Source organism: Kosakonia cowanii JCM 10956 = DSM 18146, from assembly GCF_001975225.1.
GTDB lineage: Bacteria > Pseudomonadota > Gammaproteobacteria > Enterobacterales > Enterobacteriaceae > Kosakonia > Kosakonia cowanii.
In genome coordinates this window covers 2,187,114-2,212,479 of sequence record NZ_CP019445.1, presented here as the reverse complement: position 1 = coordinate 2,212,479, position 25,366 = coordinate 2,187,114, and the positions used below count along the sequence as shown (strand labels likewise).

General features: G+C 61.0%; 22 protein-coding genes. 7 read left to right on the top strand and 15 right to left on the bottom strand.

Translation table 11 applies throughout. The annotated features are described in order from the left end of the window. Positions 1 to 16: 16 nt before the first annotated feature. From prfH to dinB, 3 genes are all read right to left on the bottom strand, one after another. Entirely contained in the window at positions 17 to 631 is a 615-nt protein-coding gene (gene prfH, locus BWI95_RS10355; protein WP_054804051.1) for a peptide chain release factor H, read from the bottom strand. After that, positions 628 to 1,767: an RNA ligase RtcB family protein gene (locus tag BWI95_RS10350; protein WP_054804050.1), complete on the bottom strand. Its 1,140-nt coding sequence runs from the start codon at positions 1,765 to 1,767 to the stop codon at positions 628 to 630. Before BWI95_RS10350 ends, prfH begins: the two co-directional genes overlap by 4 nt. Positions 1,768 to 1,974: 207 nt before the next feature. Beyond that, the gene (gene dinB / locus BWI95_RS10345) at positions 1,975 to 3,030 is read right to left on the bottom strand and encodes a DNA polymerase IV (RefSeq protein ID WP_054804049.1); all 1,056 of its coding nucleotides are present in this window, start codon (positions 3,028 to 3,030) and stop codon (positions 1,975 to 1,977) included. 350 nt (positions 3,031 to 3,380) lie between these two features. Between dinB and dpaA the strand changes: the two genes are divergently transcribed. After that, positions 3,381 to 4,118 carry a peptidoglycan meso-diaminopimelic acid protein amidase gene (gene dpaA, locus BWI95_RS10340; RefSeq protein WP_023479016.1) on the top strand — a complete coding sequence of 246 codons (738 nt, stop codon included), beginning with the start codon at positions 3,381 to 3,383 and terminating at the stop codon, positions 4,116 to 4,118. Here the strand turns inward: dpaA and BWI95_RS10335 are convergent. Then, entirely contained in the window at positions 4,089 to 4,856 is a 768-nt protein-coding gene (locus BWI95_RS10335) for a class II glutamine amidotransferase (protein ID WP_023478998.1), read from the bottom strand. The genes dpaA and BWI95_RS10335 overlap by 30 nt on opposite strands. Positions 4,857 to 4,997: 141 nt before the next feature. Then, complete coding sequence (gene lpcA / locus BWI95_RS10330; protein WP_023479022.1) at positions 4,998 to 5,579, bottom strand: D-sedoheptulose 7-phosphate isomerase; 582 nt, start codon at positions 5,577 to 5,579, stop codon at positions 4,998 to 5,000. Between the two features lie 237 nt (positions 5,580 to 5,816). On the opposite strand from lpcA, the gene fadE reads away from it, so the two are divergent. Next, positions 5,817 to 8,264, top strand: coding sequence for an acyl-CoA dehydrogenase FadE (fadE, locus tag BWI95_RS10325; RefSeq protein ID WP_076769432.1), 2,448 nt, complete (start codon positions 5,817 to 5,819; stop codon positions 8,262 to 8,264). A 109-nt stretch (positions 8,265 to 8,373) separates the two neighbouring features. Further along, entirely contained in the window at positions 8,374 to 9,144 is a 771-nt protein-coding gene (locus BWI95_RS10320) for an amidohydrolase (RefSeq protein WP_023478982.1), read from the top strand. Positions 9,145 to 9,701: 557 nt separating this feature from the next. Here the strand turns inward: BWI95_RS10320 and BWI95_RS10315 are convergent. From BWI95_RS10315 to BWI95_RS10270, 10 genes are all read right to left on the bottom strand, one after another. Then, positions 9,702 to 11,303, bottom strand: a complete 1,602-nt coding sequence (locus BWI95_RS10315; protein ID WP_076769431.1) for a gamma-glutamyltransferase family protein — start codon at positions 11,301 to 11,303, stop codon at positions 9,702 to 9,704. Positions 11,304 to 11,312: 9 nt separating this feature from the next. Next, entirely contained in the window at positions 11,313 to 12,188 is an 876-nt protein-coding gene (locus BWI95_RS10310; protein ID WP_023479468.1) for an ABC transporter permease, read from the bottom strand. Then, positions 12,188 to 13,132 (bottom strand): ABC transporter permease, encoded by a 945-nt coding sequence (locus tag BWI95_RS10305; protein ID WP_023479449.1) that lies wholly within the window; start codon positions 13,130 to 13,132, stop codon positions 12,188 to 12,190. The genes BWI95_RS10310 and BWI95_RS10305 overlap by 1 nt, the downstream gene beginning before the upstream one ends. 23 nt (positions 13,133 to 13,155) lie before the next feature. Next, entirely contained in the window at positions 13,156 to 14,670 is a 1,515-nt protein-coding gene (locus BWI95_RS10300) for an ABC transporter substrate-binding protein (RefSeq protein ID WP_208864608.1), read from the bottom strand. A gap of 11 nt (positions 14,671 to 14,681) precedes the next feature. After that, complete coding sequence (locus BWI95_RS10295; protein ID WP_023479459.1) at positions 14,682 to 15,749, bottom strand: ABC transporter ATP-binding protein; 1,068 nt, start codon at positions 15,747 to 15,749, stop codon at positions 14,682 to 14,684. Next, positions 15,746 to 16,759 carry an ABC transporter ATP-binding protein gene (locus BWI95_RS10290; RefSeq protein ID WP_054804608.1) on the bottom strand — a complete coding sequence of 338 codons (1,014 nt, stop codon included), beginning with the start codon at positions 16,757 to 16,759 and terminating at the stop codon, positions 15,746 to 15,748. The genes BWI95_RS10295 and BWI95_RS10290 overlap by 4 nt, the downstream gene beginning before the upstream one ends. After that, entirely contained in the window at positions 16,756 to 17,472 is a 717-nt protein-coding gene (locus BWI95_RS10285) for a FadR/GntR family transcriptional regulator (RefSeq protein ID WP_023479491.1), read from the bottom strand. The genes BWI95_RS10290 and BWI95_RS10285 overlap by 4 nt, the downstream gene beginning before the upstream one ends. A gap of 405 nt (positions 17,473 to 17,877) precedes the next feature. Further along, entirely contained in the window at positions 17,878 to 19,140 is a 1,263-nt protein-coding gene (gene hpxK, locus BWI95_RS10280) for an allantoate amidohydrolase (protein WP_076769430.1), read from the bottom strand. After that, positions 19,137 to 20,378: a pyridoxal-phosphate-dependent aminotransferase family protein gene (locus BWI95_RS10275; RefSeq protein ID WP_054804607.1), complete on the bottom strand. Its 1,242-nt coding sequence runs from the start codon at positions 20,376 to 20,378 to the stop codon at positions 19,137 to 19,139. The genes hpxK and BWI95_RS10275 overlap by 4 nt, the downstream gene beginning before the upstream one ends. A gap of 169 nt (positions 20,379 to 20,547) precedes the next feature. Further along, entirely contained in the window at positions 20,548 to 21,387 is an 840-nt protein-coding gene (locus BWI95_RS10270) for a MurR/RpiR family transcriptional regulator (protein WP_054804606.1), read from the bottom strand. A 115-nt stretch (positions 21,388 to 21,502) separates the two neighbouring features. Here BWI95_RS10270 and BWI95_RS10265 point away from each other — a divergent pair, with 115 nt between their 5' ends. The 4 genes from BWI95_RS10265 to hpxZ are packed head-to-tail and all read left to right on the top strand — an operon-like array spanning position 21,503 to position 25,037. Further along, on the top strand, positions 21,503 to 23,086 hold the full coding sequence (locus BWI95_RS10265) for a gamma-glutamyltransferase family protein (RefSeq protein WP_054804605.1): 1,584 nt from the start codon (positions 21,503 to 21,505) through the stop codon (positions 23,084 to 23,086). Between the two features lie 9 nt (positions 23,087 to 23,095). Then, positions 23,096 to 23,284 (top strand): oxalurate catabolism protein HpxX, encoded by a 189-nt coding sequence (gene hpxX / locus BWI95_RS10260; RefSeq protein WP_415859156.1) that lies wholly within the window; start codon positions 23,096 to 23,098, stop codon positions 23,282 to 23,284. Further along, the gene (locus BWI95_RS10255) at positions 23,281 to 24,657 is read left to right on the top strand and encodes an AtzE family amidohydrolase (RefSeq protein WP_076769429.1); all 1,377 of its coding nucleotides are present in this window, start codon (positions 23,281 to 23,283) and stop codon (positions 24,655 to 24,657) included. Before hpxX ends, BWI95_RS10255 begins: the two co-directional genes overlap by 4 nt. Continuing rightward, the gene (gene hpxZ, locus BWI95_RS10250) at positions 24,654 to 25,037 is read left to right on the top strand and encodes an oxalurate catabolism protein HpxZ (RefSeq protein ID WP_054804669.1); all 384 of its coding nucleotides are present in this window, start codon (positions 24,654 to 24,656) and stop codon (positions 25,035 to 25,037) included. The genes BWI95_RS10255 and hpxZ overlap by 4 nt, the downstream gene beginning before the upstream one ends. Positions 25,038 to 25,366 lie beyond the last annotated feature (329 nt).

Sequence of the window (25,366 nt, the reverse complement as noted above, 5' to 3'; positions counted from 1 at the left end):
GGACATTTTCCTTCCTTTACTGCGCCTTAAACCCTGGCCCCTTAAAGGTGCGCACCGGGTTGCCGCGCTCTATCTGATGATGAAACAGCCTGCGTTCCGACTTAAGCGCCGCGCGCTCGTCATCCTGCGCCTGCTCCAGCCGGTGTGAAATCAGCAGCATCGCCAGCCGCTTATTCGCATGCTGGCTGCGCTCCGACTGCACTTTTACGCTAATGCCGGTGGCAATATGCGTGGCGCGCACGGCGGAATCGGTTTTATTCACGTGCTGGCCGCCCGGCCCGGATGAGCGCAGCGTCTCAAAGCGGATGGCGCTATCCTGCAAGGCAGTCTGCGGAATAAACTCCGCCACGCCGATAAACCAGTTCTTCCGTGCATGATTGGCGCGATAGGGGCTCGGGCAGATCCACTGCACCGTGCCGCACCAGCGCGCACTCAGCGCCTGCGCGTTTTCGCCATCGAGTGAGACCAGCACCGAGCGGTAGGCGCCCGGCTGGCGCGCCGCTTCCGTTTCGATCACCGCCAGCGACACCTTTTGCGCCTCAGCCTCTTCCATCAGCCGCGCTAACGCTTTACCCACTGCCAGGCAGCACTCATCAGGCCCCTGCGCGGAGGAGAGTTGCAACAGTCTCATTCGCCCGCCCCTCCGCTCACTTTCAGGGTTAACACCGGGCGCAAGCGCGCAACCGGCGTCACCAGATCGGCGTCGACCAGGCACTCAAGCACGCTCTCAACCGATTTATACGCCTGCGGCGCTTCTTCATAGATCAGCTGCCGATCGCGGCAAATCACCCGGCTGCCGAGCGGTGTGCGTGCCAGTTGCGCCGGGGTGAATTTCCCGGACAAGCGCCCTTTGCACTCGGTGCGCATCCATTTGCGTCCCGCACCGTGCGCCAGCGAATAGAGGCTCACCTCGCTCACTTTCGGCATTACCAGCCAGCTGTGATCGCCGCGTGAACCGGGGATCACTACCAGGCCCTGCCCGTCCGGCGTCGCCCCTTTGCGATGCAGCCAACCGGCTTCACCGCCCACGGTGCAGGCTTCGACGAAGTTATGCGCCACATCGAGCAGCGCTTCGCCATCGGCGTTGAGATGATCGAGAATGCGCCGCGCAATCAGCGCCCGGTTGATGCGGGCAAAGTTAAGCGCGTCATCGTGCTCGGCAAGATAGTGGCGAGCCGCGTCGCTCCCCTCCACCAGCCCGGCGTGCGAGAAGGCGTCGACGTGGCGGCGCAAAATCTGCTGCCCCAGCCCGCGTGAACCGCTGTGGGCCAGTAACAGCAGGCGCTGCTCATCGAGGCCGCTTTGCGCGAACAGCGCCGCATCGCTCACGCTATCGACCTGTTGCAGCTCGGCAAAGTGGTTGCCGCCGCCAATCGATCCCAACGCGGCGCGCCAAGGGTGGTTTTGCCACGCATCCGGCACCGCTTCATCCAGCCAGTCGGCAGAGGCGCTATCGCCTAGCGCGCTGAGGCGTTTTTCGACCTTATCGGCGTTATATTTGCGCCGTACCATGTTGGTCTGCCACAGCGCCATGCCGCAGCCGATATCGTTCCCGACCAGCGCCGGGTAGAAGCGCCCGGTGGAGAAAAAGGCCGCGCCAATCGGGTAGCCTCGGCCGGGGTGAAGATCCGGCATGCCGACGACGCGCGTCATACCCGGCAGTGCCGCAGTGGTGTGTAATTGTTGGATCGCTGAACCTTCGATCCACAGGTTTTCCGACGCAATATAGGAGATCGCGTCTGAGATATGACAAACAGAGTTGCCCATATACCAATCCATATGTAGAGAAATAAAAGGAATTGGCAGACGAAACCAGGGGCAAGTTTTTGAAGAATTAAGCCTGGAGAGGTCTGCAAAGAGAAATCAGGGCATGGTGTGTCATGGTGAACCTCCTTTGCAGTTAATAGGGAATGAATAAACGCCGGGGATGATAAAGAAGCGGGCGGGAAATTACCACCGCAAATTCTGGTAGGGTTACAGCCCGAGCACCAGCTGGCGCTCAAGCTGCGGATCGAGCAGTGTGACGTGCAGGCCAACCAGCCGCACGCCGCGCCCGCCGCGTCGCTCATCCCATGCCTGACGCGCAGTGGCGAGCAGATCCTCTTTATTCAGACACGGCCAGACATGCTCCTGGGTGGTCTGCTGAAAGTCGTTGAACTTCAGTTTCACTCCCTGGCGGGCGATGCGCAGATCCGGTTTTACCACCGAAAGCCGCCGCTCAAGCTCCGGGTAGAGCCGCTCGATAATCGCCTCGCACTCCTCCCACTGATGAATATCCTCCACCAGCGTGCGCTCAACGCCGACCGATTTTCGCAGCCGCTCGCTGCTGATCTCCCGCTCATCGATCCCCTGGCTGCGCTCCCATAATACGCGGCCAAACTTGCCAAACCGCTTAAGCAGCATGGCGAGATCGCTCCTCTGCACATCCTCACAGGTGCGCAGCCCAAGGGTCTCCAGCTTGGCCGCTGAGACTTTGCCGACGCCGGGGATTTTGCTCAGCGGCAGCGTGCGCAGAAAGGCCGGCACTTCCGCAGGGGTAATCACATATTGCCCGTCGGGCTTATTGAGATCGGAGGCGATTTTAGCGAGGAACTTCACCGGCGCGATGCCCGCCGAGGCGGTAAGCTGCGTCTCATTAAAGATGGTCTGGCGGATCTCCTGCGCCATCAGCGTTGCAGAGCCGTAGCAGTGCGGGCTGTCGGTAACATCAAGATAGGCTTCATCCAGCGACAGGGGTTCAATCAGTGAGGTGTAGCGCGAGAAGATGTCGCGGATCTGGCGGGAGGCTTCTTTATAGGCGTCGAAACGGCCAGGTAACAGCGTGAGGTGCGGGCAAAGTTTTAGCGCCATTCCGGTTGGCATCGCGCTGCGCACGCCATATTTTCGCGCCGGGTAGTTGGCGGTGCTGATGACGCCGCGCTGCACGCGGCTGCCACCAATGGCAATCGGAATGTCGCGCAGGGCCGGGTTGTCGCGCATCTCTACCGCCGCGAAAAAGCAGTCCATATCGACATGTATGATTTTGCGCATGCGTACACCCTCACAGAACACTGGATAAGTATACAGCACGTTCCAGCGAAATGAGAAGCCAGCCGAGAAACCGCCGAAAAGAGGGCAATCTGCTGTTTAATTCTCAGCATTTACTTTCATAATAGCCGTCGCCAAATTGCGCAGGTGGTTGAAAGGAAAAACAGAACACTTTTTGTGCGATGGCGAAAAGACAATCAACAGGATCGACGGGCGCGGAATCACCGCTATTCGGGGCTTGCGAAAAAATGTCGGAGTGCTAAGGTTAGCGCTCAAAACAGAATTGTCCGAATTCTGGGCATCTTTTGCCGTTCTGGCAAAGTCGTATCCGTTTTATCAAGGAAACACGTTGTATGCGCAAAATCGCATTGTTCATTGCGATGCTTCTGATCCCGTGCGTCTCCTTTGCTGGCCTGGTTGGCAGCAACAGTGCCACTAAGCCGGTAAGCAAAGATTTTAAACAGCAGTTGATGGGGTCACCGGTCTATATTCAGATCTTCAAAGAAGAGCGCACCCTTGATCTCTACGTCAAGATGGGCGAACAGTATCAGCTGCTCGACAGCTATAAAATCTGCAACTACTCCGGCGGCCTTGGGCCTAAACGCCGTCAGGGCGATTTTAAAAGCCCGGAGGGGTTCTATTCGGTACAGCGCAGCCAGCTTAAGCCGGACAGCCGTTTCTATAAGGCTATCAATATTGGCTTTCCGAACAACTTTGACCGCGCCCACGGTTATGAAGGCAAATACCTGATGATTCACGGTGCCTGCGTCTCCATCGGCTGCTACGCCATGACGGATACCGGCATTGATGAGATCTTCCAGTTTGTTACCGCAGCGCTGATTTTCGGCCAGCCGAGCGTGCAGGTGAATATCTATCCGTTCCGCATGACCGATGCGAACATGCAGCGTCACAAATATTCGACCTACGCGGATTTCTGGAAGCAGTTGAAGCCGGGGTATGACTACTTCGCGGCCACCCACCAGCCGCCGATTGTCGCCGTGGTGGATGGACGCTACGTGGTCAGCAAGCCGCTGGCTACCTCCGTGCAGCCGCAGCTGGCGTCAAACTATACGCTCACCGAGGCAAAATAACGCCCACTCGCCTGGCATAATCTTGTGCCAGGTTTCGTTTGCCGTTAACGGCTGCGTCGCAATCACGGTGACCACATCATTCGGTGTGGTCTCACGCTGAAAATCAATCTCCACATCCTGATCCAGCAGCTTCGCCACGCCAAACGGCGCGCGGCGGGTAATGCAGAAGAGATTGGTGGAGCAGAACGCCATCACATAGCGCCCGTCCGACAGCAGCATATTGAACACGCCCTTCTCACGCAGCTCCAGCGCCAGCGTCGCAATATACTTAAACACCGCCCCCATATTGCCCGGCGTGCGCGGGTAGCGCTGCGTCAGCTTGTGCAGCATCCAGCAGAAGGCTTTTTCACTGTCCGTTTCCCCCACCGGGCGGAAGTTGCCGGTCTGCAAAGATTTATACCCCGTTAATTGGCCGTTGTGGGCATAGGTCCAGTTGCGGCCCCACAGTTCACGGGTAAAGGGATGGGTATTTTCCAGCGCCACTTCGCCGCGGTTCGCCTGGCGAATATGGGCAATCACCGAGCAGGACTTGATGGGGTACTCCTGCACCAGTTTGGCGACGGGCGAGTTGTAGCTTGGTTGCGGATCTTTGAAGGTGCGACAGCCTTTGCCTTCGTAGAAGGTAATACCCCAGCCATCTTTATGCGGCCCGGTTCCCCCGCCGCGCTGGACGAGACCGGTAAAACTAAAGCAGATATCGGTCGGCACATTAGCGCTCATCCCGAGCAGTTCGCACATAGTCACCTCCACAACCGCCTCAATCTGAGAAGGCGTTATTGTTGCCGCCCATCAGACACGGGCAGCGCCGCGATTAACTGCGAAGTCACGCAGGAACGTTGAGCACTGCCCAGGCTGAACAGGGCAAATAAAAAGCCTGCTTTACGCCTTAACCATCTCTTTTTCGATCAGCTGAATCAGGATATGGATCACTTTGATATGGATCTCCTGAATGCGATCGGCATAGCCAAAGTGCGGAACGCGAATTTCGATATCCGCGGTGCCGGCCATTTTGCCGCCATCTTTACCGGTCAGGGTGATCACTTTCATCCCCTTCTCACGCGCCGCGGCAATCGCTTTGATCACGTTGCCAGAGTTACCGGAGGTGGAGATCCCCAGCAGCACGTCGCCCTCACGGCCAACGGCTTCCACATAGCGGGAGAATACATAGTCGTAACCGAAGTCGTTGCTGACGCAGGAGATATGGCTGACGTCAGAGATGGCGATCGCCGGGTAGCCAGGACGGTTTTCACGGTAGCGCCCGGTTAACTCCTCCGCAAAGTGCATCGCGTCGCAGTGCGAGCCGCCGTTACCGCAGGACAACACTTTGCCACCGGCTTTAAAGCTGTCGGCCAGCAGCACCGCCGCGCGCTGAATAGCGTGAATATTGGCTTCATCTTTCAAGAAATTCGCCAGCGTTTCCGCCGCTTCGTTCAGTTCGTTACGAATAAGATCCTGGTACATGAGGATATCCTTCAGCATAAATGTAAATAACACTGCGCAGTGTACCGGATAGGCTTTCAGCCGAGAAGCTAAAGCCGCCGCTCCCGCCGCCGTTTTCATTTTCCGTGCGCAAAACGACCTCAACAATGTGAACCAGGTTGTAATTATTTTGTAAACACATTGCTAAAAGAAATGACATCCACTACAAACAATACATCACAAGTGGTCAGACCTCCTACAAGAAGGGAGCTTTTCGTTATGATGATTTTGAGTATTGTCGCAACGCTCGTTCTGCTCGGTGTGCTCTTCTATCACCGCGTTAATCTGCTGCTCAGCAGCGTGATCCTGCTGGCATGGACCGCAGCCCTTGGGCTGGCGGGCATCTGGTCTCTCTGGATGCTGGTGCCGGTGGCGCTTATCCTCCTGCCGCTCAACTTCACGCCGATGCGTAAATCCTTTATCTCCGCGCCGGTGTTCCGCGGTTTCCGCAAAGTGATGCCGCCGATGTCGCGCACGGAAAAAGAGGCCATCGACGCAGGTACCACCTGGTGGGAAGGCGATCTGTTTCGCGGTAACCCGGACTGGAAAAAGCTGCACAACTACCCGCAGCCGCGCCTGACCGCAGAAGAGCAGGCCTTTATCGACGGCCCGGTTGAAGAAGCGTGCCGCATGGCGAACGACTTCCAGATCACCCATGAGATGGCCGATCTGCCGCCGGAGCTGTGGGCCTATCTTAAAGAGCACCGCTTCTTCGCGATGATCATCAAAAAAGAGTACGGCGGGCTGGAGTTCTCTGCCTATGCGCAATCCCGCGTGCTGCAAAAACTCTCCGGCGTCTCCGGCATTCTGTCGATCACCGTCGGCGTGCCTAACTCCTTAGGCCCGGGCGAACTGCTGCAACACTACGGCACGCAGGAGCAGAAAGATCACTACCTGCCACGCCTGGCGCGTGGGCAAGAGATCCCCTGCTTTGCGCTGACCAGCCCGGAAGCGGGTTCCGATGCGGGTGCTATTCCCGATACCGGCGTGGTCTGCATGGGCGAGTGGCAGGGCGAGCAGGTGCTCGGCATGCGTCTTACCTGGAACAAGCGCTACATTACGCTGGCGCCGATTGCCACCGTGCTTGGCCTGGCATTTAAACTCTCCGACCCGGACAAACTGCTGGGCGGCGCGGAAGAGTTGGGCATTACCTGTGCGCTGATCCCGACCTCGACGCCGGGCGTGGAGATTGGTCGTCGTCACTTCCCGCTTAACGTTCCGTTCCAGAACGGCCCGACGCGCGGAAAAGATATCTTTGTACCGATTGATTACATCATCGGCGGCCCGAAAATGGCCGGTCAGGGCTGGCGTATGCTGGTGGAGTGTCTCTCCGTTGGTCGCGGCATCACCCTGCCCTCCAACTCAACGGGCGGCGTGAAATCGGTCGCGCTGGGCATTGGTGCCTACGCCCACATTCGCCGTCAGTTCAAAGTGGCGATTGGCAAGATGGAAGGTATCGAAGAGCCGTTGGCGCGTATTGCCGGTAACGCCTATGTGATGGACGCCGCGGCGTCGCTGATCACCTACGGCATTATGCTCGGCGAAAAACCGGCGGTGCTGTCGGCGATTGTGAAATATCACTGTACCCACCGTGGTCAGCAGGCAATCATCGATGCGATGGATATTGCCGGCGGTAAAGGCATTATGCTCGGCGAAGGCAACTTCCTCGCCCGTGCTTACCAGGGCGCGCCGATCGCCATCACCGTTGAGGGCGCTAACATCCTCACCCGTACGATGATGATCTTCGGTCAGGGGGCAATTCGCTGCCATCCGTATGTACTGGAAGAGATGGCCGCCGCGCAGAACAACGACGTTGATGCGTTCGATAAGCTGCTGTTTAAACATATCGGCCATGTCGGCAGTAATGAGATGCGCAGCCTGTGGCTCGGCCTGACGCGCGGTTTAACCAGCGCCTCACCGACCGGGGATGCCACTAAACGTTACTACCAACACCTGAACCGCCTGAGTGCCAACCTGGCGCTGCTGTCGGATATCTCAATGGCAGTGCTCGGCGGTAGCCTGAAACGCCGCGAACGCATCTCCGCCCGTCTGGGTGATGTGTTAAGCCAACTGTTCCTCGCCTCGGCGGTGCTGAAGCGCTACGACGATGAAGGTCGCCAGGAAGCAGATCTGCCGCTGGTGCACTGGGGCGTGCAGGATGCGCTCTATCAGGCTGAGCAAGCGATGGTCGACCTGCTGGAGAACTTCCCGAACCGTCTCGTCGCGGGCATGATGAGCTTTGTCATCTTCCCGACCGGCCGCCACTACCGTGCGCCGTCCGACAGGCTTGATCATAAAGTGGCGAAGATCCTGCAAACGCCAAACGCTACCCGTTCGCGCATCGGTCGCGGTCAATACCTGACCCCGAGCGAGCACAACCCGGTCGGGCTGCTGGAAGAGGCGCTGGTTGATGTAATGGCTGCCGACCCGATCCATCAGCGCATCTGTAAATCGCTGGGTAAAAATCTGCCGTTTACCCGTCTGGACGATCTGGCTAACCAGGCGCTGGCAAGCGGGCTGATTAACCAGGATGAAGCGGCGCTGCTGATTAAAGCGGAAGCGAGCCGTCTGCGCACCATCAACGTCGATGACTTTGAGCCGGATGCGCTGGCGACACAACCGGTGATCCACACGCCGGAAAAGCTGCGCAAGCCCGAAGCCGCCTAAGCGCCTGACGGCTCCCCTCCTCCTTCGACAAAACCCGCAACCCTGCGGGTTTTTTTCGTTTTTTGGCGTGCTACAGTGTGCCGATGCTGTCTGATGGAGAGTCGCGATTGTGCCTGGATTAAAAATTACGCTGTTACAACAACCGCTGGCGTGGATGGATGGCCCGGCGAACCTGCGCCATTTTGATGTGCAACTGGAAGGGATTAGCGGGCGCGATGTAATTGTCCTGCCGGAGATGTTCACCACCGGCTTTGCGATGGAGGCCGCCACGCGGTCGTTATCGCAGGAAGAGGTGGTGAGCTGGATGCGTGATAAAGCGCGGCAGACTAACGCGCTGATCGCTGGCAGCGCGGCGCTGCAAACGGATCGCGGAGCGGTGAACCGCTTTTTGCTGGTCGAGCCGCAGGGCGAAGTGCATTTTTACGATAAGCGCCATCTCTTCCGCATGGCGGATGAGCACCACCACTATCAGCCGGGTGAGACGCGCGTGATATTCGAGTGGCGCGGCTGGCGCATTATGCCGCTGGTCTGCTACGACCTGCGTTTTCCGGTCTGGTCGCGCAACCGCGATGAGTACGATCTGCTGCTCTATGTCGCTAACTGGCCTGCGCCGCGCTCCCTGCACTGGCAGTCGCTGCTGCTGGCCCGCGCGATTGAGAACCAGGCCTGGGTGGCAGGCTGTAACCGCGTTGGCAGCGATGGGAATGGTCACCACTACCGCGGCGACAGCCGGGTGATTAGCCCGCAGGGGGAGATCGTCGCCAGCGCCGACGCGCACCTGGCAACGCGCATCGACGCCGAGATGTCACTCACCGCGCTGAAAGAGTACCGCACCCAGTTCCCCGCCTGGCAGGACGCCGATCCCTTTACTCTGGAATAATTCGTAGGCCGGATAAGCGTTTACGCGCCATCCGGCAATGAGCCTGACATGTGGCATTGGTGGAAGGGTCCCGTTCACCATACGTGGTGGGGTTTCATTGACCTCTTATGCGGTGAACGGGACAAGGGGGGGACCGCTCCCCCCTTGTCAATCCCCGCGGCCCCGCGAGGAAATCGGTGCTGCGCACTGCGCTCACCTCCCGCGTGCCTGACTGCGGCCGGCTCGACTCGACTTGCTCACCCCTACGGGGATTCGCTCCCTGTCTCGGTTCGCCTCTGTCCGCCATCCATGGCGTCCAGACCTTGTCATTCACGCTTCGGTTCGCCGATTTCAGCGGGGTTCAACACCACCGCTGTAAGATGGACGCCCAATGAAAAACAGTCGCAGCTGGAACCGCGTAGGCCGGATAAGGCGAAGCCGCCATCCGGCAATATTACCGCTGATAAAATGCCGGATGGCGCGTTACACGCTTATCCGGCCTACGGGAACGGCGCTGGTTTGTATGCCGCCATCCGGCAATCGGTGCCGCGGTATTAATGCCCGGGAGCGGAGCTCCCTTAACTCACCAATGCCTGCCCATCTTTGCGGCTCTCGGTGGCGGCAACATACTGCCCCTCCGGCATCCGGTAAATCACCTGCGCGCCGCCGAAATTGTACCCCGCCTGCGGATCCTCGACGGTAATCTGATGCCCGCGATCGCGCAGCGCAGCGATCACATTGTGCGAGAAGGTCGACTCAACAATCACCTCCCGCCCGCGCACCACGCGCCAGCGCGGAGCGTCAATCGCCGCCTGCGGGTTCTGCCCGTGCTGCATAATGCGCAGCGCCATCTGCATATGCCCCTGCGCCTGCATCGGCCCGCCCATAACGCCAAAAGACATCAGCGGCTTGCCGTCTGCCCCCATCGCAAAACCGGGAATAATGGTGTGGAACGGGCGCTTACTGCCCGCCAGCGCATTCGGGTGTTTCGGATCGAGCACAAAGCCGCAGCCGCGGTTTTGCAGGCTAATTCCGGTCTCCGGCACCACCACGCCCGAGCCAAAGCCCATAAAGTTGGACTGAATAAACGACACCATCATGCCACTGGCATCAGCCGTTGAGAGATAGACCGTGCCGCTCTGCGTCGGCGAACCGTAGACAAAGTCAGAGGCTTTATCAGGGTCGATCAGCGCCGCACGGGTTTTCAGGTAGCTGTCGCTGAGCAGCAGGTCAGCGGCAAACTCGAGGTGATCTTCATCGGCGATATAGCGATCGAGATCCGCCAGCGCCAGCTTCATCGCCTCAATCGACAGATGCAGCGACTGCACCGAATCGGGATCGTAACGGCCAATATCGCACTGTTCGAGAATGCCGAGGGCAATCAGCGTCGCAATCCCCTGCCCGTTCGGCGGCAGCTCCTGCACCGATCCACCGGCAAAGTCGCGCGACAGCAGCGAGACCCAATTGGCTTCATGATTCGCCAGATCCGCTTCGCTCAGGTGCGCGCCGTGCTGCTTTGCAAAGGCGGCGATCTTCTGCGCCAGCTCGCCGCGATAGAAGGCTTCACCATTAGTCTCGGCAATCAGCTCCAGCGTGCGCGCCTGCGCCGGGTTACGGAAGATCTCGCCGATTTTCGGCGCCCGGCCTTCAGGGGCAAAGCACTCGCTAAAGCCCGGCTGATCTTTCAGCTTGTCATAGCCGCGCTGCCAGAGATGGCCAATCAGCGGCGAGACGGGAAAACCGTTACGGGCATACTCAATTGCCGGTTGCGCGAGTGTGGTGAGCGGCAGCGTGCCGAAGCGCTCCGCCAGCGCCACCCAGCCAGAGACCGCGCCGGGCACCGTCACCGCATCCCAGCCAATCTCCGGTACCGCGTCAAGACCGGCAAAGAGATCCGCATGCCAGCTGGCGGGCGAGCGGCCAGAGGCGTTCAACCCGTGCAGCTCTTTGCCATCCCAGACGATGGCAAACGCATCGCTGCCGATGCCGCAGCCGGTCGGCTCTACCACTGTTAACGCCATCGCCGCGGCAATCGCCGCATCCACCGCGTTACCGCCCTGCTGCAACATACGCATTCCGGCCTGCGCCGCCAGCGGCTGCGACGTTGCCACCGCGTTTTGGCCAATCATCGGCGCGCGGCGTGAGGCGTAACCGACGCTAAAATCAATCGCTTTAGTCATGCAAACTCCTTAGTCGTGGCGCGGATCGAGCGCGTCGCGCAGCCCGTCGCCGAGTAAATTGAATCCCTGCACGGTGAGGAAGATCGCCACACCGGGAAAAATCGACATCCACGGCGCCTGCTCGAGGAACCCTTTTGCCGTGTTAAGCATTGCGCCCCAGGAGGGGTATGGCGGCTGCTGCCCGAGGCCGAGAAACGAGAGACTCGCTTCGGTAATGATCGCCGAGGCGATGGCAAGCGTGGCCTGTACCAGAATCGGCGACATCACGTTGGGCAGCACATAGCGCACGATGATCCAGCGGTCCGGCAGGCCGATGGCGCGCGCGCCGTCGATATACTCTTCATTGCGAATAGCGATCACCTGGCCGCGCGTCAGGCGGGCAAAGATCGGCATCGCCGAGAGGCCAATGGCGATCATCGCGTTGGTCAGGCTTGGGCCGAGAAACGCGCCGAGGGCAATCGCCATAATCAGAAACGGGCAGGCGAGCAGCGCTTCGATAAAGCGCGAAATCACCCCATCCCACATCCCCTGAAAATACCCGGCCAGCAGGCCGAGCGGCACGCCAATCACCACGGCGATCACCACCGAGACACAGCCCGCCAGCAGCGAGGTGCGCGCGCCCCATACCATGCGCGAGAGGATGTCGCGCCCCAGCTCATCGGTGCCAAACCAGTGGAGCACCGAGGGGGCTTTACGCACCGCCAGAAAATCGGCTTTGACCGGATCAAACGGTGCGATCCACGGTGCCAGCAGTGCGATAAGTACAAAGATGCCGACAATCACCGCGCCAAGCACCGCGCTTTTATTGGCGAGAAATTTCTTCAGCACCCGGTTTTCATTGCGCGGCAGCGTAGCCGCCGCACCGACAGAGGTGAGTTCCGCCATTATTCGCTCCGCATTTTCGGGTTGATCAACACATACAGCACGTCGGCCAGCAGGTTGAGGGCAAGAAAACCGATCGCCACCACCAGCACTACGCCCTGCACCACCGCGTAGTCGCGGTTGAAGACGGAATCGACAATCATCTTGCCGAAGCCGGGAATGGTAAACACCTGCTCGGTGAGCACCGCCCCGCCGAGTAACTCGCCGAACAGTAGCGTTGTCAGGGTGATTACCGGCACCAGCGCGTTACGAAAAGCGTGCTTCATAATCACCGCTTTCGGTAACAGTCCTTTGGCGCGGGCGGTACGGATATAATCGGCTTTCAGCACCGCAATCATCGACGCGCGGGTGTGGCGCATCAGCGTCGCCGCAAGGCCGGTGCCGAGCACCAGCGACGGCAGCAGCAGCGTGCGCAGGTTTTGCAGCGGATCCTCCGCAAAGGGCACAAAGCCGGAAGCGGGCAGCCACTGCAAATTGACCGAGAAGATAAGGATCAGCAAAATCCCCAGCCAGAAGTGCGGCACCGAAATCCCCGAGATGGCGACGAAGTTGGTGCCGTGATCGATCCAGCTGTTCTTATTCACCGCCGCAAGGATGCCCATGCTGATGCCGACCAGCAGCGCGATGATCATCGCCAGCAGCGACATCTCCAGCGTCACCGGCAGCTTGGCCGCAATCAGATGGGTCACCGGCTCCTGCGTACGTAAGGAGACGCCAAGATCCCCCTGCAACGCGCGGGTCAACCAGTGGAAATATTGCACCGGAATCGGTGCATCCAGGTTCAGCTCCGCGCGCAGATGGGCGATCACCGCCGGATCGCGCTCCTCGCCGAGCATGGCGGTGATCGGATCGCCGGGCAGCAGCTTCTGCAACCCGAACACCATCATGCTCACCAGCAGCAGGGTTGGCACCGCGAGCATCAGGCGTTTGCAAATCAGTTCCAGCATGGTCTCTCCTTACGGCTGACGGGTTATTTGGCGAAGCTCAGACCCGCCAGACGCACAATGCCGTCCGGGTAAGGGGTAAAGCCCTGCACTTTTTTGTTCAGCCCGAACAGGCGCGGCTCAAAGTAGAGGTAGGCAATCGGCATATCCGTTTGCAGCTGTTTCACCACTTTTTCATACAGCGCCTGGCGGGTAGCGGGATCGTTCTGCGTCCGCGCTTCGGTCAGCCATGTGTCGACCTGAGCGTTGCTGTAGCGGCCATCGTTTAGTGCGCCTTTGCTGTGTACAAAACCAAAGACGCTGCCATCGGGATCCGGGCGGCCGGACCAGCCGGAGAAGCTGAGCTGATAATCACCGCTCTGCTGTCTGTCGAGCAGGGTGGCAAATTCCGTCATCTGCAGGTTGATGTTAAAGCCCGCTTCGGCGGTCATCGCTTGCAGCACCTGGCCCACCTGCTGCGAAGTGGGGTTATTCGGCACCAGCAGCGAGACGGTCAGCGGCGTTTTCACCCCGGCGGCCTGCAACAACGCTTTTGCTTTCTCCACATCGCGCGGCGCAACCGGCAGCTTGACGTGATACGGGCTGACCGGCGAGAAGGCCTGATTTGCCGGGGTATAAAGCCCCTCGAATACCACCTGGTTGAGCGCCTCGCGGTCGATAGCCAGCGAGAAGGCTTCGCGCACGCGTGCATCTTTAAACGGATCGTTGGCCGGCACTTTGCCGTTATTGATATTAAACGTAATGCCCTGATAGCCGAGGCCGGTTACCTTCGCCAGTTGCAGCTTGCTGTCGCCCTGCACGGTTTTCACGTCGCTGGCGGCAACGCCTTCCGTCAGATCGAGATCGCCCGCACGCAGGTTGGCCAGCCGCACGGAGGCATCCGGGATTGGCAGATAGACCACTTTGTCGAAGTGGTACGCGCCTTTGTTCCAGTAGTTATCGAAGCGGGTCAGCACAATGCGATCCTGCGCGACGCGGCTGTCGAATTTATAGGGGCCAGAGCAGACCGGGTGCGCGGCGAAATTGGCTTTCTTCGCCGCCTCTGGTGCCAGCATCGCCCCGGCGCGGTCGGTGAGCTGCATCAGCAGCGCGGAGTCCGGCGTTTTCAGGTGCAGCGCGATCTGCATCGGCCCGGTCACCTCAACGGATTCCACCGACGAGAGCTCGCTTTTACGCAGCGAGCCTGGCAGCGTCAGGGCGCGGTCGAGGCTATATTTTGCCGCTGCGGCGTCAAACTTCTCGCCATCGTGGAAGGTGACCCCTTCGCGCAGAGTCATGGTCAGGGTTTTGCCATCTTCGCTCCATGTCCACGCTGTGGCGAGGCCCGGCACCACCTTCAGGTTGGCGTCGACATCCACCAGCCGATCGCAGAGCGAGGCAAAGACAAAACGCCCGTAGTAGGTGCGTGCCAGATGCGGATCGAGCATATCGGGATCGGCGCCGAGGCCCACTTTCAGCACACTTTCAGCGTGGGTCGGCAACGCCGCGCCCAGCAACATAACGCTTCCCAGAACGGTCAACAGAGAATTTCGCACAATCATTATTGTTTCCTTTAACGGGACGAGTGAGAGGCTGCCTGTTCAAACAGCGCGCGGCGGCGCAGGAAGGCGGCGGAAGGTGGAGCAATCTGGATAACGCTGCGATCGCGGTTAATCTCCTGCCAGCGATGGCAGGCCACCTGACGGCCGCCGTCGAGCAGCTGGTTAATCGGCTCAAGCTGGCGGCACTCATCGCTGACATAGGGGCAGCGGGTGTGAAAACGGCAGCCCTGCGGCGGGTTGGCCGGGTTAGGCAGATCGCCCTGCAACAGCGGCGTTTGCCGCTCAAGGCCCGGCTGCGTCTGCGGCGCAGAGGCGATCAGCGCCTGGGTGTAGGGGTGCAGCGGTGCATCGAAAATCTCTTCGACCGTCGCCATCTCAACAATCTGCCCGAGATACATCACCGCCACCCGGTCGCTCATATGACGGATCACCGCCAGACCGTGGGCGACGATAATCATCGTCAGGCCAAACTGCTGCTTGAGGTTCTCCAGCAGGTTGACCACCTGCGCCTGCACCGAGACATCGAGCGCCGACACCGGCTCATCGCCGAGCAGCAGTTTCGGCCCCGAGGCCAGCGCGCGGGCAATGCCGATACGCTGGCGCTGGCCGCCGGAGAACTCGTGGGGGTAACGGCGCGCCCAGGCGGCGGGCAGCCCGACGGTGGAGAGCAGTTCCGCCACGCGCAGCTGGCGATCGCTTTTTCCCATCTTCTGGTGCAGCCACAGCGGCTCGCCGACGATCTGCTCGACGGTCATGCGCGGGTTGAGGGAGGCAAAGGGGTCCTGAAAGATAATTTGCAGCTCGCGGCGCAGCTGGTTAACGCGCGCGCCGCTGGCATGGGTGATCGCCTCGCCCTGGTAATACACCTCGCCTTCGGAAGCGGCGAGCAGGCGCAGCAACAGGCGGCCGAGGGTCGATTTACCGGAGCCGGATTCGCCAACAATCGCCAGCGTTTCGCCGGGGTAAACCGTCAGCGAGACGCGATCGACGGCGGTGACATACCGTTTTGGCGCAAAGAGGCGCGACGGCCCGGCAAAGCGTTTGCTGAGATCGTGGGCTTCAAGAATCGGTGTGCTCATGCGGTTTCTCCCAGCGCGATATGCTGTTCAAGGGGCGCGCGGAAACAGGCCACCAGGTGACCATGCCCCTGCGGCTGTAAGGTCGGTTTTTCCTGATGGCAGCGCGTCTGCGCAAAGGGACAACGGGTGGCGAAGCGGCACCCTTTCGGCATCGCTTCCGGCAGCGGCACCGCGCCTGGAATGGTGGAGAGCGGGCCTTTGCGTGCGCCGAGGGACGGGATCGAGCCCATCAGGCCGATGGTGTAAGGGTGCTGCGGATCGGCAAAAATCGCCTCGACGCTTCCCTGCTCCACCACCTGACCGGCGTACATCACCGCCACCTGCTGCGCCACCTCTGCCACCACGCCAAGATCGTGGGTGATCATCAACACTGCCGTGCCGGTCTCGGCCTTTAGGGTGTTGAGCAGAGCGAGGATCTGCGCCTGGATGGTGACATCGAGCGCGGTGGTCGGTTCGTCGGCAATCAGCAGCCGGGGATTATTAATCAGCGCCATGGCGATCATCACGCGCTGGCGCATACCGCCGGAGAGCTGGTGCGGATAGGCTTTGAGGCGCATCTCCGGGGCGGGGATCTGGACTTTTTCGAGTATTTGTAGCGCCGCCGCCATCGCCTCGTTGCGCGAGACGTTCTGGTGGCGCATCACCGCTTCACTGAGCTGATCGCCTAACGTGAACGCCGGGTTGAGGGAGGTCATCGGCTCCTGAAAAATCATCGCCAGTGCATTGCCGCGCAGGTCGGCATAGTCACGCGGGGCGAGCTGGCGCAGATCCTGGTCGCGAAAGTGCATCTCGCCGCTGACAATCTGCGCGCTGGTGGGCAGCAGCCCCATTAACGCCAGCGAAGTAATACTTTTCCCGCAGCCCGATTCGCCCACCAGCGCCAGCGTCTCACCGCGTTTTACGCTCAGAGAGATGCCATCTAATACGCTGACCGGCGATCCGGCAAACTGCACCTTCAGGTTGGTTATCCGCAGCACCGGCGCGGGATCGTGAAACGGGATCGTCGTCATGGCATATCGTCCTCAATGTGGATGGCCTGGATCAGGGCGTATTGCAGATCGAGCAGGTGTTCGCGCATCGCCATGGCGGCCGCGGCCGGCTTGCGATCGCGGATCGCCTGCATAATGCGGTGATGATGATCGTTGTAGCGGTCGACCTTCGCCGGGGTACGCGCCAGCTCGCGCAGGTGGTGCCAGGCGGGTTCGCGGCGCACGGCGTCGAGGGTGTCGAACAGGCCAAGCAGCAGGCGGTTGCCCGCCGCTTCGGCAATCGCCCGGTGAAAGGCGCTGTCCCACAGTTCATTGAGGTCCGGATCTTCGGCACTGACGTTATCGATGCGCTCAAGCATGCGCTGCATCAGCGCCAGCTGCTCGGGGCTTGCCCGCAGTGCCGCCAGCCGCGCCAGGCCTGGCTCAATCTGTAAGCGCGACTCCATCACTTCCAGCATATTGGTCTGCTGAACCAGCCCTTGTAGCGCAACGGGCGAGGCAGGCGCGGTAGGGCCGGTAAAGGTCCCTTTGCCCTGCTTGCGCCAGATGCGCCCCTCCTCCTCCAGCACGTCGAGGGCGCGGCGGATCTCGCGCCGCCCGACGCCAAACATTTCAGCCAGCTCGCGCTCTGTCGGCAGAGGAGTCCCTGGTGTTGACTCATACTGGTGGATAAGGCCACGAAGCTGTTCAAGCGCTGTGCTGGAGTTCGCCAGATAGCGTGAGGGTTTTTCCATATTGGTTCATCCGCGTTTTGCGTTATCTTTTTATTTCATAACAGCAAGTTATGGTTTTTATGCCTGCTGCCACTCAGGGTTTATTAAGCAATTTGCGAACCAATAGATCATTGGTTCAGTTATATTTTTGAAATATTTGTTAATACATTGATTTAAAGATGTTTATTTTTTGCCAGCAGTGGCGGGAAAAGCAGCGCTTCAGAGGAGGATAAGCGGCGAATGCACAGTTTTTGTGCAACATATGCACCAAAAAAGAGCAAAACGTTCACAAATGCACCATCCGATGGTGCGATTCTTGAGAGGGATGTGGGGTTTGTATCGCCCGATGGCGCTGCGATTATCGGGCCTACGGGTGTGTTGCGTGTGTGAGCCGGGTGTTGTAGGCCTGATAAGGCGCAGCCGCCGTCAGGCAATGGCGGAAGGACGTGCAATAAGCTGACCAACTGCGAGGCTAAAGGCGCGCAGCGCCTGGGCGACATCACCCCCCGCAATGCTCTCCGCCGGATGGTGGCTAATGCCTCCCGCACAGCGCACAAAGAGCATCGCCGACGGCCAGCGTTCGGCGATGGCGATGGCGTCATGCCCGGCACCGCTCGGCAACAACAGCGTGCGCCCCTGCACTTCCCACACCGCGTCGCTTAACTGCGCACGCAGAGCTTCATCGCAGGGCGTGGCGGCAATGGTATAAAAAATCTCATGGCTAAAACCCACGCCGCGCCGCGCCGCGATCTCCCCGGCCTGATCCAGCAAGCGTTGCAGCAGCGCGTCGCGCGCCTCATCCTGCGGGCTGCGAATATCGAGCGTCAGGCTTACCGCACCCGGGATCACGTTCACCGCGCCGGGTTCACACTGCAAGGTACCAACGGTGGCGACAATATCCGGCGCGAAGGCCTGGGTGGTCTGCTCAATAAACAGCAGCCATTCGGCAGCGGCGGCCAGCGCATCGCGGCGATGGCGCATCGGCACCGTCCCGGCATGGCCCGCTTCGCCGGTAAAGCGGGCATGCAGGCGGTGCGCGCCATTAATCGCGCTCACCACGCCGAGGGCGAGATCCTCCTGCTCCAGCACCGGCCCCTGCTCAATGTGCAACTCGAGGTAGGCCGAGAAATCCGCCGCCGGGCGCTGGGCGGCAAAAATCGCATCGGCGCTCAGCCCGGCAAGGGCTAACGCCTGCGCAACGCTTATCCCCTGCGCATCCTCGCAGGCAAGCCACGAGGCGGGCCAGCTGCCGGTCAGCCCGCGACTGCCAAGCAGGGCGATGTTAAAGCGCGTCCCCTCCTCATCAGCAAAACCGATAATCTCAATCGCCTGCGCCCCGCGCAGCCCGGCACGGTTCAGCGCATCGACCACTTCAATCGCCGCCAGCACACCGAGCATGCCGTCGTAACGCCCGGCGTTGCGCACCGTGTCGAGATGGGAGCCGAGCAGCAGCGCCTGCGCGCCCGGCTGCGCGGCCTCATAGCGCCCGCAGATATTGCCGACCGCATCCTGCCAGGTGTTCATGCCCGCCTGCTGCATCCACTGCGCGACCAGCGCGTTGGCCTGCAAATGCTCCGACGAGAGATAAACGCGGGTCAGCCCCTCTGTGCTTTCGCTTAATTGCGCCAGCGCGTCGCAGCGCGCCATTACCCGAGCGGCGGCGCAGGCGGCCTCCTCCTGATTCATCATGCGCGCGCTCCTTCATACACATCCCAGGCTGCCTGCATCGCCGCGCCCTGCACGGTACGAAAACCGAGGCGGTTGAGCACCGCTTCCAGCGCGGTGAGGGTTTGCAGGACGCAATCTTTGCGCGCGTTATAGCCCATGGTGCCGATGCGCCAGATCTTGCCCTGCAACGGGCCGAAGGAGGTGCCAATCTCAATATGGAAATCGTTCAGCAGGCGCTGGCGCACCTCTTCACCGTGCACCTCAGGCGGGATCACCACCCCGAGCACGTTATTCATCTTGTGGCGGATGTCGCCAAACACCCCAAGCCCCATTCCCTGGATACCGGCGAGCAGCGCGCGGCCGTGCAGTTCGTGGCGGGCAATCAGGTTATCCATCCCCTCCTCCAGCATAATGCGCGCGCATTCGCGGGCGGCGAAGAGCATGCTGGTGGCTTCGGTGTGGTGGTTCAGGCGCTCCGGCCCCCAGTAATCCATTACCATGCCGAGATCGAAATAGTTGGAGTAGATCATCTCCTCGCTGCCATCTTCGTGGGCCTCGGTGCGGATCCCCTGCTCAACACAGCGGCGAGCGCGGATCGCCGCCTCCATGCGCGGGCTTAAGGTGACCGGCGCGCTGCCGGACGGCCCGCCAAGGCACTTCTGCAACCCGGCAGAGACCGCATCCAGCCCCCAGGCATCGCTCTCCAGCGCGTTGCCGCCGAGTGACGCCGTGGCATCGGTGTAAAACAGCACATCGTGGCGGCGGCAGATCTCGCCCAGTTTATCGAGGGGTTGCAGCATCGTTGTCGAGGTGTCGCCCTGCACCGTCAGCAGCAGGCGCGGCTTAACGCGCTTGATCGCCTCTTCAATCTGATCCGGCGTAAAGACTTCGCCCCACGGCACCTCGATGGTATGCACCTCGGCGCGGCAGCGGCGGGCGATTTCACAAAGCAGGTGACCGAAGCGGCCAAACACCGGCACCAGCACGCGGTCGCCGGGGCGAATGGCGGAGACGAGGATCGCCTCAATACCGGCGCGCGAGGTGCCATCCACCAGCATCGTCCAGCGGTTTTCGGTGCGAAAGACGCCGCGATAGAGCGCCATTACCTCATTCATGTAGCCGGTCATCACCGGATCGTACTGGCCGATAAGCTGGCTCGCCATTGCGCGCAGTACGCGCGGATCGGCATTGATCGGCCCTGGCCCCATCAGCAGGCGTTGAGGCGGGTTGATTTGTGAACTGTGGGAGAGATCAAACATTGGCACGTCCTTCATCCGGTCAATGAAACAAAAGGTTCTTATTTTCTATTTCTGCAACTAATGTGCCATAGACGGAGGGGACGGGACTGCGGGGTAAACCACAAAATCGGGGGCACAGCGTGCCCCGCGAGGTGTCATCAGCGTGGTGCGAAAGCACCAAAAAAGTGCATCAGCGCGCTTCGAGTTCGTCGAGATCCTGATAGAGCGCAGCGATAGTGTGAATGCGCTGCCGCCCTTCGCTAAGCGTGGTGTGCAGCAGCGCGTTAGCGAGGAGATTCACCAGGCTCATGGCGCTGCTGTAGCTGTCGAAGGCCGAGACGCTCTCCAGCGGCAGGCCGATATGCCAGCGGCTAACGGCTTTCAGCCCGCTGGCCTGCGCTTCACTCAGCACCAGCACCGGCACGCCGCGGCTTTGCAGCGTCTCCAGCAGCGGACGCACGCCGCGCGGACGGCGGCGAAACGCCACCATTACCACCATATCCTCCTCAGTGAGATCGACAATCTCCTCCGCCAGCGTCTGCCCAGGCTGTGGCATCACCGCCACCTGCCCGCGGCTTTGCAATAACTGCTGGCGCAGATGCAGCGCCACCGGCGCGCTGTTGCGAAAGCCAATGATCACCACCCGCCGGGCAGCGCTCAGGGCCGCGATAATGGCGGCAAACTGCTCCGCATCGAGGCTGTTGATCCACTGGGTCAGGTTCGCCATCTCCTGCTTATAGTGGCGCGCCAGCAGCGTGTTGCCCTGCACCGCCTCGCGGCTTTCCGCCAGCGGCATCCCGCTCTGGCGCAGGGTGCGCAGCTCATCGCGCATCGCTTTGAAGTTGTCGTAACCGAGTCGGCGAAACAGGCGGCTGACGGTCGCCTTCGACACGCCGCTTAAGCGGGCAAGCTCCGCGCTGTTGTAGCTCACCAGGTCGTCGAAGTGATCGAGAATAAAGGCGGCCACCCGCTGCTCCTGCGGCGAGAGGTGGTCGTAACACGCGCGTAAGCGCATATCGAGCTGCTGCATAACGCCTCCTGCAACTTTTGTTTCAGCTAAAGCTGACACAGTGAAACGTATCGCGTCAATCTGGAACAGCTCTTGCTTAGCACTCTGCTATACCCGCAAAAAAGGAAGCGTGACGATGCAGAGTAATATGGCCCCCTCCGGTATGGCGGTAACGCCCCACCACCTTGCCAGCGAGTCGGCGCTCTCGGTGCTGCGCCACGGCGGTGACGCCATTGAAGCGATGGTCGCGGCGGCGGCCACCATTGCGGTGGTCTACCCGCATATGAACGGCATTGGCGGCGACGGCTTCTGGCTGATTGTGCCGCCGAACGGCGAACCGTTGGCGATCGATGCCAGCGGCGCGGCGGGCCAGCACGCGACCACCGCCTTTTATGACGGGCATGCGCATATTCCCCATCGCGGCCCGCTGGCGGCGTTAACCGTGCCCGGCACATTGAGCGGCTGGGAGGAGGCGCTGACGTTCTCCACCTCACTCGGCGGCGGGCAGCTTCCACTTTCGCGCCTGCTGGCAGATGCCATTCGCTACGCCGCCGACGGTATTCCCGTCACCCAGTCGCAGGCCAGCGCCACCCAGGCGAAGTACGCTGAGCTGGTCGATGTCCCCGGTTTTGCCGACACCTTCTTACCAGAGGGCAGTGCGCCTTTGGCGGGGAGCCGCTTTTGCCAGCCGAAACTGGCGCGCACCTTAACCCGGCTTGCCACTGAGGGGCTGGGCAGTTTTTATCGCGGCCCGCTGGCAACGATTATCGCCGCTGAAATGGCGGCCTTAGGCCTGCCGGTGACCGCGCAGGATCTCGCCGCTCATCGCGCCCAGCGCCGCGTGCCGCTGCGCCTCGCGCACAGCCAGGGCGAGGTGTTCAACATGACGCCGCCCACTCAGGGGCTGGTGTCGCTGGCGATCCTCGGCATTACCGATCACCTGGCGATGGAACAGGCCAGTGAAGTGCAGACCATCCACCGAATTGTCGAAGCGACCAAAAAAGCCTTTGGCCTGCGCGACCGCTATATCACCGATCCGCGCCACGTCACGCTGCCGGTGCAGAGCCTGCTGGAGCAGGCACCGCTGGAACAGCTCGCCGCCAGCATCGATGAGCAGCGCGCCGCCCCCTGGGGCCCAGGCAAAGGGCCGGGGGATACGGTGTGGATGGGCGTGGTGGATAAAAACGGGCTGGCGGTGTCGTTTATCCAGAGTATCTATCACGAGTTTGGCAGCGGCGTAGTGCTGCCGGAGAGCGGCGTGCTGCTGCAAAACCGCGGCGCGGCCTTCAGCCTCGACCCGGAACATCTGCTGGCGCTGATGCCGGGCAAACAGCCGTTCCACACCTTAAACCCGGCGGCGGCGCGGCTTAATGATGGGCGCACCATGGTCTACGGCACGATGGGCGGTGACGGGCAGCCGCAGACCCAGGCGGCGATCTTTACCCGACATGTATTGCAGGGAATGGGATTGCAGGAGGCGGTCTGCGCCCCGCGCTGGCTGCTCGGGCGCACCTGGGGGCAGACCTCCGACAGCCTGAAGCTGGAGAACCGTTTTAGCGAAGAGACGGCGCAGGCACTGCGCGCCATGGGGCATGAAGTGGAGTGGCTGCCCGGCTTAAGCGAAGCGACCGGCCATGCCGGTGCGATTGTGCGCCATGCCAACGGCATGCTGGAGGGGGCATTTGATCCGCGCAGCAACGGCAGCGCGGCAGGTTTCTAAGGAGCGATGATGAATAACGACGCAACAGACTGGCCGGCGTGGATCCGGCTGGTGGAGCAGATACTTGACGTGCCGCTTGATGACGCGCGCCGTGCGGAGCTTGAGGTGCAGCTGGCGCGCATCGCGGCGATGGCGCAGCCGTTAATGCAGTTTCCCCTGCCCCCTCGTCAGGAAGGGGCGGGAGAGTACCGCTTATGAATCTGTCGATTGAGGATATTCAGCGCGGGCTGCGCGAGAAGTGGTTCAGCGCGTACGAACTGGCGCTGCAGACGTTATCGCGCATCGATCAACTTAACCCCGGCATTAATGCCTTTACTGAAGTCACCGCTCCGCGCCTGCTTGCCGAGGCGGCGCAGATTGACCGCCAGATCGCCGGGGGCGAGACGCTGCCGCCGCTGGCGGGGGTGCCGTTTGCGGTGAAAAACCTGTTTGATATTGCAGGCGTGACGACGCTGGCTGGTGCGGAGTTGTTTAGCAACGATCCGCCCGCCGCGCAGGATGCCTTTGCCCTGCGCCAGCTCCATCGCGCCGGAGCGCTGCTGGCCGGGGCGCTTAATATGGACGCCTATGCCTATGGCTTTACCACTGAGAACAGCCACTACGGCGCGACGCGCAACCCGCGCGATCGCACCCGCGTGGCAGGCGGCTCCTCTGGCGGCTCGGCGGCGGCGGTCGCGGCGGGGATGGTCAGTTTCGCTCTCGGCACCGACACTAACGGCTCGATCCGCGTGCCCGCTTCTCTCTGCGGTGTGAATGGCCTGAAACCAACCTTCGGGCGTTTGTCGCGCAGCGGCAGCCACCCCTTTGTGCCGAGCCTCGATCATATCGGCCCGCTGGCGCGCACCGTCGACGATCTGACGCGGGTGTATGACGCCATGCAGGGGCACGATCCGGACGATCGCGCCCAAGCGGATCGCCCGCTTGAGCGAGCGCTTACGCAGCTTACCCGTGACGATCCGCTGCGCTGCGCGGTGCTGGAGGGGTTCTTCACCACCTGGTGCGATAACGATGCCAGGGGCGCCTTAAGCCAGGTGGCACAAGCACTAGCTGCGGATCGTGCGATGACGCTGCCGCAGGCGGAGCTGGCGCGTTCGGCGGCGTTTGTGCTGACCGCTGCCGAAGGGGGAAATGCGTACCTGCCTGCCCTGCGCACGGCGGCGGATAAGTTTGAGCCGAACTCGCGCGAGCGCCTGCTGGCAGGGGCGATGACGCCGTCGGCGTGGTATACGCAGGCGCAGCGCTTCCGGGCCTGGTTTCGTGATGAGACGCTGGCGCTGTTTAAGGATGTCGATCTGCTACTCGCTCCCGCCACGCCGTGCAGCGCCACGCAGATCGGGGACGCGACAATGCGCATTAACGGCTGTGACTTGCCGGTTAAAGCGAGCATGGGGATGCTGACGCAGCCGATTTCGTTTCTCGGCCTGCCGGTGGTGACCGTGGCACTGAAGAGTGAGCGCGGGCTGCCGATTGGCGTGCAGATTATTGGCGCGCCGTGGCAGGAGGCGCGCTGTTTACAGGCAGCATGGCGGCTGGAGCAGGCCGGGCTTCTTTATCCGCAGGAGGGGGCATGAATCGGGACAATATTGACCGCCCGCTGATCCTCAACGAGGTGACAGCGGCGTTTTATCGTTATGAGCAGGCGTTAATCAGTAATGATGTGGCGGTGCTGGATGAGCTGTTCTGGGATGACGGGCGCACGGTGCGCTACGGGGCGACGGAGAACCTTTACGGCATGGCGGCAATCCGCGATTTTCGCCATGCGCGACCGTCAGCCGGATTAGAGCGGGTGTTACGTAATACCACCATCACCACCTTCGGCGATGAGATGGCGGTGGCGAGCACCGAGTTTACCCGCGAAAACAGCGAGCGCATCGGCCGCCAGATGCAGACATGGGTGAAGTTCCCGTTCGGATGGCGGATTGTCGCCGCCCATGTGAGTGTGATGCAGTAAGAGTGTTACAAAACCGCAGCCATCATCGTAGGCCGGATAAGCGTTAGCGCCATCCGGCAATGTGATGCCGTAAGCCGGTGCGGTCTGTTTGCCGGATGGCGGCTGCGCCTTATCCGGCCTACAACCCCGGGCTCTTCATCGTAGGCCGGATAAGCGTTAGCGCCATCCGGCAGTGTGGTGCCGTAAGCCGGTGCGGTTTGTTTGACGGATGCGGCTTTGCCTTATCCGGCCTACAACACCGGGCTCTTCATCGTAGGCCGGATAAGCGTTAGCGCCATCCGGCAATGTGATGCCTTAAGCCGGTGCGGTCTGTTTTCCGGATGGCGGCT